The sequence below is a fragment of the Klebsiella sp. BIGb0149 genome (assembly GCF_004362605.1).
GTDB classification, from domain to species: Bacteria; Pseudomonadota; Gammaproteobacteria; order Enterobacterales; family Enterobacteriaceae; genus Klebsiella; species Klebsiella terrigena.
Map to the genome: position 1 here is coordinate 90,296 of NZ_SNYG01000003.1, position 12,622 is coordinate 102,917.

The 12,622-nt window shown below is 56.2% G+C and carries 13 protein-coding genes; 7 read left to right on the plus strand and 6 right to left on the minus strand.

Annotated elements, in window-relative coordinates; all coding sequences use genetic code 11:
• Positions 1–36: 36 nt before the first annotated feature.
• Positions 37–1,038, minus strand: a complete 1,002-nt coding sequence (add, locus tag EDF75_RS12185; RefSeq protein WP_045858525.1) for an adenosine deaminase — start codon at positions 1,036–1,038, stop codon at positions 37–39.
• A gap of 278 nt (positions 1,039–1,316) precedes the next feature.
• Here add and EDF75_RS12190 point away from each other — a divergent pair, with 278 nt between their 5' ends.
• From EDF75_RS12190 to EDF75_RS12205, 4 genes are all read left to right on the plus strand, one after another.
• Complete coding sequence (locus EDF75_RS12190) at positions 1,317–2,267, plus strand: bifunctional helix-turn-helix transcriptional regulator/GNAT family N-acetyltransferase (protein ID WP_133599569.1); 951 nt, start codon at positions 1,317–1,319, stop codon at positions 2,265–2,267.
• Positions 2,268–2,501: 234 nt separating this feature from the next.
• Positions 2,502–2,717: an RNA chaperone/antiterminator CspA gene (cspA, locus tag EDF75_RS12195; protein WP_041145816.1), complete on the plus strand. Its 216-nt coding sequence runs from the start codon at positions 2,502–2,504 to the stop codon at positions 2,715–2,717.
• Between the two features lie 536 nt (positions 2,718–3,253).
• Positions 3,254–3,442, plus strand: a complete 189-nt coding sequence (gene ymcF / locus EDF75_RS12200) for a cold shock small protein YmcF (protein WP_128878043.1) — start codon at positions 3,254–3,256, stop codon at positions 3,440–3,442.
• 348 nt (positions 3,443–3,790) lie between these two features.
• On the plus strand, positions 3,791–4,606 hold the full coding sequence (locus EDF75_RS12205) for a MetQ/NlpA family lipoprotein (protein ID WP_133599571.1): 816 nt from the start codon (positions 3,791–3,793) through the stop codon (positions 4,604–4,606).
• A gap of 44 nt (positions 4,607–4,650) precedes the next feature.
• On the opposite strand, the gene EDF75_RS12210 is transcribed toward EDF75_RS12205, so the two are convergent.
• From EDF75_RS12210 to yedE, 3 genes are all read right to left on the minus strand, one after another.
• Positions 4,651–5,097 carry a GNAT family N-acetyltransferase gene (locus tag EDF75_RS12210; RefSeq protein WP_133599573.1) on the minus strand — a complete coding sequence of 149 codons (447 nt, stop codon included), beginning with the start codon at positions 5,095–5,097 and terminating at the stop codon, positions 4,651–4,653.
• 270 nt (positions 5,098–5,367) lie between these two features.
• On the minus strand, positions 5,368–5,601 hold the full coding sequence (gene yedF / locus EDF75_RS12215) for a sulfurtransferase-like selenium metabolism protein YedF (protein ID WP_041145813.1): 234 nt from the start codon (positions 5,599–5,601) through the stop codon (positions 5,368–5,370).
• Positions 5,598–6,809 carry a selenium metabolism membrane protein YedE/FdhT gene (gene yedE, locus EDF75_RS12220; RefSeq protein ID WP_133599575.1) on the minus strand — a complete coding sequence of 404 codons (1,212 nt, stop codon included), beginning with the start codon at positions 6,807–6,809 and terminating at the stop codon, positions 5,598–5,600. Before yedE ends, yedF begins: the two co-directional genes overlap by 4 nt.
• 263 nt (positions 6,810–7,072) lie before the next feature.
• On the opposite strand from yedE, the gene EDF75_RS12225 reads away from it, so the two are divergent.
• On the plus strand, positions 7,073–8,101 hold the full coding sequence (locus EDF75_RS12225) for a CorA family divalent cation transporter (protein ID WP_045858516.1): 1,029 nt from the start codon (positions 7,073–7,075) through the stop codon (positions 8,099–8,101).
• Positions 8,102–8,185: 84 nt separating this feature from the next.
• Entirely contained in the window at positions 8,186–8,545 is a 360-nt protein-coding gene (locus EDF75_RS12230) for a TonB family protein (protein ID WP_133599577.1), read from the plus strand.
• 42 nt (positions 8,546–8,587) lie between these two features.
• Here the strand turns inward: EDF75_RS12230 and EDF75_RS12235 are convergent, their stop codons facing one another.
• Positions 8,588–9,760 (minus strand): MalY/PatB family protein, encoded by a 1,173-nt coding sequence (locus tag EDF75_RS12235; protein WP_133599580.1) that lies wholly within the window; start codon positions 9,758–9,760, stop codon positions 8,588–8,590.
• Between the two features lie 50 nt (positions 9,761–9,810).
• Positions 9,811–11,403 (minus strand): maltose/glucose-specific PTS transporter subunit IIBC, encoded by a 1,593-nt coding sequence (gene malX, locus EDF75_RS12240; protein WP_133599582.1) that lies wholly within the window; start codon positions 11,401–11,403, stop codon positions 9,811–9,813.
• Between the two features lie 172 nt (positions 11,404–11,575).
• Between malX and EDF75_RS12245 the strand changes: the two genes are divergently transcribed.
• Positions 11,576–12,604, plus strand: a complete 1,029-nt coding sequence (locus EDF75_RS12245) for a Mal regulon transcriptional regulator MalI (RefSeq protein WP_041145808.1) — start codon at positions 11,576–11,578, stop codon at positions 12,602–12,604.
• The last annotated feature ends 18 nt before the right edge of the window (positions 12,605–12,622 follow it).

A 12,622-nucleotide genomic window follows, 5' to 3' on the forward strand; every position in this document is an offset into this window, starting at 1 on the left:
ATAAAACGCCCGGCAGGATTGCTGCCGGGCAGGATCCTAGACGCGCTGCACGCGCTGAATCAGCGCCGCTTTTTCCTCTGCGCTGAGGAAGGCGAGCTCCAGACCGTTGATTTGTGCCTGGCGGATTTGCTCGCGGCTCAGGCCCGCAGCCGGGGCGGCAACGTTATATTCATGAATAATATCGACGCCCTGTACCGCCGGATCGTCGGTGTTAATCGAGGCCAGCACGCCGTGCTCGAGGAAGGTTTTTAACGGATGCTCGGCCAGCGACGCGACGGTGCTGGTCTGAATATTTGAGGTCAGGCAGGATTCAATCCCGATACGCTGCTCGGCTAAAAAGTCCATCAGCGCCGGATCCTGCACCGCCTTCACCCCGTGGCCGATACGCTCGGCGCCCAGCTCACGAATGGCCTGCCAGATACTTTCCGGGCCAGCGGCTTCGCCGGCGTGGACGGTAATGCGCCAGCCGGCGTCGCGGGCCTGGGTGAAGTGTTGCATAAACAGGGTACCCGGGAAGCCGAGCTCATCACCGGCCAGGTCGAGGGCGGTGATGCCGTCGCGATGGGCAAGCAGCGCGTCAAGCTCCTGCTGGCAGGCGGCCTCGCCGAAGGTGCGGCTCATAATACCAATCAGCCGCGCTTCAACGTTAAAATCGCGGCTTCCGTCGCGCACGCCGGCAATGACCGCCTCAACCACGCCGTCGACCGGCAGCTGATGGGTCATCGCCATATAGCGCGGGGAAAAGCGCAGCTCAACGTAGTGCAGGCCGTTGCGCGCCGCGTCTTCTACGTTTTCATACGCGACGCGACGGCACGCTTCCAGCGAGGCGAGCACCTTTACGCCCCAGTCAAGCTTGGCAAGGAAGCTCACCAGATCGGGTTCGTTGCTGGTGACCTGGACATGCGGACGAAGGGTATCGAGGGTGGTTGCCGGGAGCGCGATGTTAAACTGGCGGCCAAGATCGAGAATCGTTTGGGCCCGGATATTGCCGTCAAGATGGCGATGAATGTCGGTTAATGGCAAAGCTGAATCAATCATGGTCGCACTCATTTTTTAGTAAAAGTGCACATCATTATACAACAGGGCTATAACTGTTTAAAAGTATTGAAAAAAATCCTGTCTATACAAGCATCTGGCGGCGCTGCGGGAACCGCCGGCCCTGTTTAAGATCCCACATTGCGATTTTGTTCCCGCCTTTGCCGCGCGTCTATTGCTGCCTGCGCGCACATTTTCAGCAATTGCGGCGCCGGTGAGGGCGTTGACAGCACGCGGGTGATTATGGTTGTATTATACAACTATGTGGTCAGGGTGGTTTTATGAATACTGAAATGCAGATCGTCGAAGAGATACGCGTGGCTTCCCGGCAGATGGTGCGGGAGCTCGGATTCATGAACAACACTCTGGCCGCGAGCCCATACTCTCCCTCGATAGTGCATACTCTGCTCGAAGTGCATGCGCAGGGTCTGATGACGGCGGCGCAGCTGGTGCAGGTTCTGGGCCTTGAGAAGTCCAGCGTTAGCCGCATGTTGGCAAAACTGGTCAGCGCCAACGAGCTGGAAGAGGTGCCCTCGACGGAGGATGCGAGAGTCAAATACCTGGGCCTGACGGCAAAAGGCCGGGAAACGGTGGCGAAAATTAATCAGTACGGTAGCGAACAGGTGATTGCCGCGCTGAAAAAAATGAATCCCCATCAGCAGCAGACGGTGTCACAAGGGCTTAAACACTACGCCGGTGCCCTGGCCGCCTGTCGTGAAAACAGCGAGATCGCGGCCGGGGATGCGCCTGAAATTATTACCGGCTATCACCCCGGTACCATCGGCCGCATCGTGGAAATGCACGGTACCTACTATGCCAGAGAGCATAATTTCGGCGTTTTCTTTGAATCCAAAGTTGCCGCTGACCTGGCTGATTTTTCGGGCCGTCTGGACAAGGACTGCAATCAGATTTGGCTGGCCGTGTTGAACGGGCGCATCGTCGGCTCTGTGGCGATTGACGGCGAGGATCTTGGCAACGGCGAAGCGCATCTGCGCTGGTTTATCCTTGATGACGGATGCCGCGGCAGCGGCGCGGGGAGAAGGCTTATCGGCGAAGCGATGAGGTTCTGCGAAGCGAGCGGCTTCAGTTCCGTTCAGCTCTGGACCTTCAATAAGCTTGCGGCCGCGCGTCGGCTATATGAATCGTTTGGCTTTATGCTGGCCGAAGAGTGGCAGGGCGATCGGTGGGGAAGCCTTCTCATCGAGCAGCGGTTTACCTGCAGGTTGCGCTAATTATTCACGGCTTCTCTGTGGGGGCAGAAAATAATGCTTGCTATCAATGGTTATCTATGTGATCAATAGCAGGTCGGTTTGGTACACAGAACCAATAAAGCGGTTTAGTAAAGCAGTCCTCATCTCAAGCGTTATTCCTAAATAATCCTTTTTTCGAGCCTCCTTATCGTTATTAATTAATTTCTGTGATGCGAACTTTTTCGCCGCAAGGCTTTGAACATTGGGATAATACTTATGTCTGGTAAGATGATTGGTTTAGTAAAATGGTTTAATGAAGGTAAAGGTTTCGGCTTTATTTCTCCAGTAGACGGCAGTAAAGATGTTTTCGTGCATTTTTCTGCGCTGCAGGGCGATGGCTTTAAAACTTTATTTGAAGGGCAGAAGGTCGAATTCACTATCGAGAGCGGCGCCAAAGGCCCTGCTGCCGGTAATGTCGTTCTGCGCGACTAATTAATTTCGCTTTTTTATGAATCTGCGATAACGATGACGGTGTAATCCCGAGTAGTCAGATTGATAAAAAATGCATGCGGTTGAACTAAGTCAGCAGTATCTGCTGGCTTTAATCGATGCGGTAAATTGGTTTTTGTCTGAAATTTCAGCAGGCTGAATGCCGTATGTTGTGCTGTAGCGTGAAGAGTTCTGTGGGCTGATGCAACTTAATCATCACCCTGAGCTAACGTACGTAAAAGGAGTGACCGCCTCCTGAAACAGGACACTATTTTACATTGTGTAAATTTTTGTATTTCGTACGCCTGCGGGCAAATTAAAAACTAACAACATCCAAAATAATCGCTGATAAAGTAACATGGTTCGATCTGGAGTGATTTTCAGATTTATCGTTAAGAAATAATGACAATGATGTCTTTGTTTTACCAACCATTCGAACAGTGATTTCCGCTGTCATTGAAGGTCAAGAAGAACCTTCAGTTAAATATGGCTAAATGCCCCTGCGGTAGTGAATGTTGTAGCAAAAGAAGGCTAACATCATGACTGACCACATTCATTTCAGGTGCCCATGCTGCCATGGGTCACAGTACAGAACATCAAACTATGATGTATCTGAAAGCAATCCATTCGGTGCGAAATGTATCTTTTGTAAATCCTCGATGATTACATTTGATAATATTGCCCCCTATATTTCGGCAAAAGCCACCGTATCTGGATTACGCAATTAATCAAAAGGCCCCGAAAGGGGTCTTTTAACATCTGTGCGACGGTGTCAGGCTCCACCACGGGATGATTCAAATGCTCCCAGGGCGCTGGCGCCCGCGCATCTGACGAAATTCGCTGCGAACCCCGTAAATCTAGCCCCGGCCAGCGCCGGGGTTTTGCTATTTTGGCGTACAGCGTTGGCCGCGCCGCAGAGAGCGTGGACCAACGGCGGCCTGCCGTCCGCGCTCATAGCAAAACGCTATTAATCATAGTGAATCAGTATTTAATTTTGGCGATGATATTTTCTATAGTTCCGGGTGCTACTTTTCCTGCAATGACTGGCAGGCTATTTTAAAAAGGACTCCGGGACTATGGTATTCACTCTAAAAAAATTTGCTGTTTCGCTGGCCGTTGCCGGCTCGCTGCTCCTGACCGCCTGCGGCCCCGCGGGAGGGGATCCTAATCATATCAAGGTGGGGATCAGCGCCGGTATTGACCAGCAGGTGTGGTCGGTGGTGCAAAAGGTGGCGAAAGAGAAGTACAACCTCGACGTCGAAGTGGTGACCTTTAACGACTTCGTTCTGCCGAACGAGGCGCTCAATAACGGCGATCTCGACATCAACGCTTTTCAGCATAAGCCGTATCTTGATAAGCAGATTCAGGAGCGCGGCTACAAGCTGGTAGCGGTGGGCAACACCTTTGTCTATCCTATTGCCGCCTATTCGAAGCAGATTACCGCTATCGACCAGCTGCCGGACGGCGCGCAGGTTGCCGTGCCGAACGATCCGACAAACCTTGGGCGTTCGCTGCTTCTGCTGCAAAAGCAGGGGCTGATTACCCTTAAAGAGGGCGTTGGTCTCCTGCCGACGGCGCTGGATATCGTCAATAATCCGAAGCGCTTAAAAATTGTTGAGATTGAGGCTCCGCAGCTGACGCGCGCGCTGGACGACAGGCAAATATCTCTCGCGGTTATCAATACGACGTTTTCCAGCCAGATCGGACTCTCGCCGAGCCGTAACGGGCTATTCGTCGAAGATAAGAACTCGCCGTACGTCAATATTTTTGCCAGCCGCGTCGATAATAAAGATAGCGATAAGGTAAAAAATTTGGTGAAAGCGTATCAGACCGATGAGGTGGCCGCGGCGGCGGCGGAACTGTATAAAGGCGATGCGGTTAAGGGCTGGTAATCTCTTTTTCGATATCAGGGCCACGCCCTGATATCGACTATCTCTTATTTGTTCAGCATCTTATTGTAGACAAAAAAGTCCGTATCTCGCACAAAGCCGTTGCGCTCGTACAGCGCCTGCGCCGGGGCGTTGTCGGTCGCGGTACTGAGCATGATAAAGGCGGAATCTGTTTCCGTAGCCAGCTGCTCTGCGCGCTCGATAAGCTTCTGCGCGACGCCGTGTTTACGTGATTTGCCATCGACGAAGAGATCGTACAGCAGCCAGATTCTTTTCATTTCTAATGAGCAGAACAGCGGATAGAGCTGCGCGAAGCCGGCGGGCTGGCCGTCAACTTCCGCGAAAAAGATAACCGATTCATTCAGCTCTAAACGTTTGAGAATAAACTCACGGGCCTGAACCGGCTGGGCTTCTACCTGATAAAAATTACGATAGCCTAGATACAGCGGCAGAATTTTATCGACATCCTGGGGCTGGGCTTGAAATATGTTCATTACGTACCTCACGCTAAAAGTAGGCTAATTGTATTACAAATCGGCTTCAGGTAAACCGCGGGAGAACGGGGGCTGGCCGCTGTACGGCGAGGTTGCCGCGCGCGTGGCGTCTTATTGACGTCCGTTCGCCAGGCAATTGCCCTGGGAGCGAAATAAGGTGCGGGAATCGCGATCGAAATCATATCCTGGCCAAAAAATAGCCGCTTATCGTTCTGGTCTCGCTGCTTTTTTGGCCGAACGGCAGGCCGGCGGCCTGCCGCTTTTACCGATCTATTTCTGAATCAGGTAGCGGATGGTGGGCCCATCCTGCTGAATATCCAGTACGGTGTAGCCGTAGTTTTTCGCATCGTGCGGAATATTGTTGATCGACTGCGGGCAATCGCTGACCACTTCGAGAATTTCCCCCTTCTTCAATGACGGCATCGCTTCAAGCGTCGCGACGGCAGGATAGGGGCAGGGCTCGCCGACCATATCGAGGCGGTAATCAGGAACGATAGTTTTCATGCGGTTTCCTTAGTGCCGGCAAGGGCAGCGGATTTTTGACGGAAAAAGCGTTTCTCCCAGGCAATGACCAGCATCAGGGCGATAAACAGCAGGAGATAGGTGACCAGCAGGCCGCCGAAAGGACCGAAGGTGCTCAGCAGATTGACCTTATCCCAGCTGGTGGCCAGCGCCGGCGACAGGTCGTCCCAGAAGTAGGCCAGAATGGTTGAGCCGATAACGTTGCCCAGGCCGACCCACCAGTAGTGAACCTGGCCTTCAACGGCGCGATACATCCAGCCGGTTTCACAGCCTCCGGCGAGAACAATCCCAAAACCGAACAGCAGACCGCCGATGACCGCATTAGGGCCGGCCCACATAATTTTCGGCTCCATCCCGAGCTGCACGTAGCTAAAGATGCCTATTGCGCTGGCGGCCATACCGAAAATAATGGCTTTGGCCATATAGGTCCGGCCGGTTATCCACATATCGCGAAACGCCGAGGTAAAGCAGATCTGCGCCCGTTCGATCAGCAGGCCGAAACCGACGCCAAACAGCATGGCCAGGCCCAGCTTCGGCCGGTCGACCGCGGTCAGCAGTCCCCAGGCAATCATGGCGAAAAAGACCAGCATCCCGAGACGAAAACGGCGCCGTGCCTGCTGAGGTTTTTGGGTTAACGGCGAGGCCGCGGAGACTTTCTGCATCTTCACCGCGATACGAAAAACCGGCAGCAGGGTAAAGCGGGCGCCAAACCAGGTCCCAATCGCGGTGGCGATGGCGAAAAACCAGGCGTGCAGCGAGAACTGTGGGATCCCGGTGAAAAATGCCGCCAGGTTACAGCCCATCGCCAGGCGGGCGCCGAATCCGGCAATAATACCGCCAGCGACGGCCTGGATAATGCGGATTCGGCTACGCGGCATACGCAGCTTAACGTTATTAGCCCAGAGCGCGGCGGCAAAACAGCCGCCAAACATGCCAATAATCATCATTCCATCAATGCGGGTTAACGGCGTCCCGTCGAGGTGAATGAGCTTATAGTAGCCCCACTGCTCGCTATGTACGCCGGCAAGCTGCAGTAATTGCCCGCCCCAGCGGGTAAATTCGCCGGTAACGGCCCAAAAGGTGCCGGTAATACCAAAGTAATAAGTCGAAAGAATCCCTGCGGCAATAACCGCCGGGGCGGGTGCCCAGAATTTAATCAGATAGGTTTGTTTGAACTGCTGCCATGTCATAGAGAGGCCTCTGAACTCAGAAGGTAAATCACCCCTGGCGGGGTTTAAGAGCAGGGAATAATACGCTGGTGGCCATGCCAAAACGCTCGACGGGATCAAAAGGCCTATTTTTCCTGCGCATAATTAACGCCCCTGGATAAAGCAAATATGTCAGTCAGGCTACCGTTTTATGACCAAATCATTAACCTTGCCAAGGTGGCTAAAATAGCGAAAGATGACCGCGTTCGGGCCCGAATACTGCTCAATGAGATCCTGAGGGATATATGAGTCAAGACGTTACGTTAAAAATGTTAAAGCCCGATTTTGATATGGAAGTGTCCGGGTTGGTTTATGGCTATCTGTTCCGTGAAGGCAACGCGCCGCGGCAAATATCCTCCAATGAGGTCTGCGCCGAATACCATGAGCTGGCTGGCGAAAATGATTTTGTCTGGCTGCACCTCAACCTGAATCATGCCACCGCCGAAAAATGGCTGATGGCGCATTTTCCCGTCGACGACTTCTTCTTTGAAGAGATCCGCGATGGTTCCCACACCACGCGCATCGAACGCCAGGGCGACAGCCTGTTTGCCGTCCTTAACGACGTGCTGTTTAACCCCAAAGAGACCACCTCTGAAACATCAACCCTGTGGCTGTATTGCAGCCAGAAGCTGGTGGTGACGGCGCGCTATAAGCCGCTGCGCTTTATAGAATGGATGCTGCCGCGGCTGGCAGCGCTAAAGGTGAACTCCTCTACCGAGCTGCTGGCCTTTTTACTGGAAGAGCAGGAGGAGGTGCTGGAGCAGGTGGTCCGGCAGGCCAGCCGCCACGTTGATGCCATCGAAGAGCGGCTGCTCAGTAACCACGTTCAGCGCAACCGTGCCGATCTGGCGCGCCTGCGGCGCATGCTGCTGCGCTTTCAGCGTCTGCTGGCGCCGGAACCGGCGGCGATGTTCCGTCTGCTGAATCGCCCTCCGGCATGGATTGACCGGGCGGTAGTTCAGGAGTTTCGCCAGTTCACGGAGGAGTTTACCGTGGTGCTGAACGATTTATCCGGCCTGATCGAGCGGATTAGCCTGCTTCAGGAAGAGATCACCGCCAGGCAAATGGAGCAAAGCAACCGCACGCTGTATACCCTGACGGTGATTACCGTTCTGGCGCTGCCGATTAACATCGTGGCCGGCTTCTTTGGCATGAACGTCGGCGGCATTCCGCTGTCGACCAACCATCATGGCTTCATGTTGCTGGTGCTCATTGTCGGCATCTTTACGGTCGGCGCCGGGTACCTGGCCTTTCGGCGGCGGGACGATCTTTAGGCGTCAGCTATTATTTTCGGTAGAAGACCGCGGCGCCGGCTTGCGCTACCTTATTGATAGGAATTATCAATAAGGAGTTAAGGGATGACGAGAATCGGCGCAGTGCTGGCCCCATGCCTGCTGTTGCTTCTGCTGTCGGGTTGCGCGACCGACGGCGTTAAAAAACCATCATCACAGCCGAAGCTGCTGAAAAAGAGCCAGCCGGTCTATCCGATTGTGGCCTACGCCAACCATCTGACGGGCTACGTTCAGGTTGTCTATGATGTCAACGCGCAGGGCAAAGTTGAGGAGCTGCGGATTGTGGATTCGCAGCCCCGCTATCTGTTTGATGAGGCGGTGGTGCGGGCGATGGCGCAGTGGGAGTTCGAGAAGAATAAACCCTACAAGGATATGGAGATACGCGTTAACTTCCGCTTGTCCCAGCCCAACCCGCCCGGCCAGTGAGGGCGGGTGAATGCGCGTTACGCAACGGCCCCGCGCGCAGCCCTAGGTCAGCGAACGCAGGGCGGCAATCAGCCCCTGAACTCCTTTCTCAAGCTTGACCCGCGGACACCCGGCGTTGAGGCGCACAAACCCCGCGCCCTCCTCGCCGTAGGTCGAACCCGGCATGATAGCAATCTTTTGCTCGTGGATTAACGCCTGCTGCAGGGCGCTATCGTCCACCTTGAGCGCCCGCAGGTCGATCCACGCCAGATAGGTCGCCTCCGGCGGCTGCCAGTTCAGCTGCGGGAAAGCCTGATTCAGCTCGCGGGCAATATAGCGCAGGTTCTCCTGCAGATAGGCCCGCAGCGCGTCCAGCCAGCCGGCGCCTTCGCGATAGGCGGCAATATGGGCAACCAGCGCCGGTACGCTGGGCGAGGAGAGGCCATCCCGCGATTTCAGCGCGTTGAGGTAGCCATCGCGGGTGGCCGCGTCGTCAATCAGGCCATAGGCGCCGGTCAGCGCCGGAATATTGAAGCTTTTCGACGCGGAGGTAAACAGCGCCCACGGGCCGCGGGCGACGTCGCACCACGGCGTATGCCGGTGGTTTTCCCAGGTCATATCCATATGGATTTCGTCGCTGATAACCTTGACGCCGTGCTTGTTGCAGAGCTCGGCCATCGTCGCCAGCTCGTCGCGGCTCCAGACCTTACCGGTGGGATTATGCGGGCTGCAGAGCAGCAGGATTTTATTGCGCGGCTCGGCCAGCGCCCGCTCCAGCTCGGCCATATCGCAGCGCCACTGGCCATCGTGAGCAACGAGCGGGACCGGGACCAGCCGGCGCTGGTTGCCGGCAATGGTCTTATAGAAAGCATCGTAGGCCGGGGTATGGACGACCACGCCGTCGCCGACCTCGGACCACTGGCGCAGGGTTTCTGCCACCATATAAATCACCGATGGCCCGTAGACGATGGCATCGCTCTCGACGGGGCTCTGAAAACGGCTGGCAAACCAGTGGCTAACGGCGCCGAGGAACTCGTCGTTTTTCCAGCGGCTGTAGCCCAGCACGCCGTGGGCCAGGCGCTGGCTGACGGCGTCAAGAATGCACGGCGCGGTGGCGAAATCCATGTCGGAGATGGTGAAGGGCAGCAGGTCGGCGGTGCCGAAGCGGTCGGCGACGTAATCCCACTGCGTACACCAGGTACCGTGGCGATCGACGGGCGTTGAGAAATCAAACATCGGAACTTCCTTTATCTGAAACCCCCTCCTGGTGGGAGGGGGCGCGGCGTTTATGCCTGGACGGTATTCATCAGGACGCTCATCTCATCCTTCACCGACTGGACCTGCGGCCCAATGACCACCTGTAGATTATGCTGATTAAGCTGAACGACGCCAATGGCGCGGTTGGCCTTCAGCGCGGCGGCGTCGACTTTGCTCATGTCGCTGACCGACAGGCGCAGGCGGGTAATGCAGTTATCCAGGGAGGTGATGTTCTCCGCGCCGCCCAGCGCGGCGAGGATCGCCGGCACGTTATAGCCGGACTTGCCGACGCTACCGGCGGTGGCTTTCTCAAAGGCGGCGCTGTTTTCGATATCGCGACCCGGCGTTTTGAGGTTAAAGCGGGTGATGGCGAAGCGGAAGATGCCGTAGTACACCGCGAACCAAACGGCGGCGACCACCGGAACCAGATACCACTTGGTCGAGAGGCCGTGCAGGATGCCGAAGACCACAAAATCAATCACGTTACCGTCGGTATTGCCGATGGTTACCCCAAGCACCGCCATGATGGTGAAGCCAAGGCCGGTCAGCAGGGCGTGGATGAGGTACAGCGCCGGGGCGACGAACAGGAACAGGAACTCCAGCGGCTCGGTGGTGCCGCCAATAACGCAGGCAATCACGCCGGAGATCAGCAGGCCCTTAATTTTGTGGCGATTTTCCGGGCGTGCGCAGTGGTACATGGCCAGCGCCGCGCCCGGCAGGCCGCCGAGGAACGCCGGCATTTTGCCCTGCGAGAGGAAGCGGGTGGCGCTTTCGGAGAAACCGTGGGTTTCCGGACAGCTCAGCTGGGCCTGGAAGATGGTCAGCGCGCCGCTGACGCTGTGGCCGCAGACGTCCATGGTGCCGCCCGCTTCGGTAAAGCGGATCAGCGCCACCAGAATATGCTGCAGGCCGAAGGGCAGCAGCAGACGCTCGCCGGTGCCGAAAATCATCGGACCAAAGTTGCCCGCGCTGTTAATGACGCTGCCCAGGGCGTTGATACCCATCGCAAAGATCGGCCAAACCAGCGGGATGGCGAGGCCAACCAGCCCCATCACCACGGTCGTCGCAATAGGCACAAAGCGGGTGCCGCCGAAGAAGGCGAGCGCATCCGGCAGGCGGATATTGTGAAAACGCTCGTGCAGCATCCAGATAATAATCCCGGCGATCACCGCGCCGAGGATCCCGGTATCGATCGACTGAATGCCGATAACGTTCTGGATATTGTTGGCTTTAAGGATGGCCGCGTCGGTGGTCGGCAGAATGCCTTTCGCCGTCAGCCAGAAGTTGACCGCGAGATTCATTACCGCATAGCCGACGAAGCCGGCAAAGGCGGCGACGCCTTTATTTTCGCGGGCCAGGCCAAGAGGAATGGCAATACAGAACATCACCGGCAGGAAGCTGAAGGCGAAAGAGCCGATCTTGCTCATCCACACGAACACCGCCTGTAGCAGCGGGGTATTGAGCCACGGCTGCAGGGTGAGGACATCATGGCTACTTAAGGAACTGCCGATGCCCAGCATGATCCCGCAGAATGAGAGCAGGGCCACGGGTAACATAAAGGTTTTCCCTAACTGCTGGAAAAATTCCCACAACGTAATTTTTGGAGTTGTTTTCGCCGTCATAACACGAATCCTGCTGCTTAGGTTATTGGTAGGATGTAACATCACGGAAAGATAAAACGTTTTACCACTTTTTAGTGCGATAAAAATCACATAATCAAGCGATAATAACGTTTATAAAGGTCACTCATTGATAAAACGTTTTATCGACAGCCACAGGGAGTCGGTTGCAGGTATGGCTATCGCAAGAAAGATCACCATTAACGATGTGGCCCAGGCCGCGGGCGTTTCGGTCAGCACGGTGTCGCTGGTGCTGAGCGGCAAAGGCCGCATCTCTTCCGCCACCGGCGAACGCGTCAATCAGGCCATTGAGCACCTGGGCTTTGTCCGCAACCGCCAGGCGGCCTCGCTGCGCGGCGGGCAGAGCGACGTGATTGGACTCATCGTCAGTGACCTCTCGAAGCCCTTCTACGCGGAGCTTACCGCAGGGCTGACGGATGCTCTCGAATCCGCAGGCAAGATGGTCTTCCTCACGCAGGGCGGGCGTCGGGGCGAAAAAATGCTCCAGCGTTTTGAAACTCTGGTTTCGCAGGGGGTCGATGGGGTGATTATTGCCGGCGCTATCGACCAGGGCGGCGAGCTGCGCGACCGGGCGGCAGAGGTCGGCATGCCGCTGGTGTTTGCCTCCCGGGCCAGCTACCTCGAGGATATTGATTTAATCCGCCCGGATAATATGCAGGCCGCGCAGATGGTCACCGAGCATCTTATCCGCCGCGGGCATCAGCGTATTGCCTGGCTGGGCGGGCAAAGCTCGTCGTTAACCCGCGCCGAGCGGGTGGGCGGCTACTGCGCGACGCTGCTGAAGTATGGCCTACCGTTTCATAGCGAATGGGTGGTGGAGTGCGAGTCGAGCCAGAAGCTGGCGGCGGAGGCGATGGCTTCACTGCTGCGGCAAAATCCGACCATCACCGCGGTGCTGTGCTACAACAGCGTGATCGCCACCGGCGCGTGGTTTGGCCTGATGCGGGCAGGGCGCCAGAGCGGCGAAGACAGCGTGGAAAGCTATTTTGAGCAGCGGATTGCGCTGGCGGCGTTCGCCGAAGTACCGGAGGCCGCGCTGGATGACGTGCCGCTAACCTGGGTGACCACGCCGGCGCGAGAGATGGGCAAAAGCCTCGCCGGGTGTATTCTGCGTCGTCTTGAAAAGGGGCCGGAATCAGCGCGCAACCAGATCATGCCGCCGCGGCTGGTGACCAGAAAATAGCCCTCCGGAGAGGGCTAT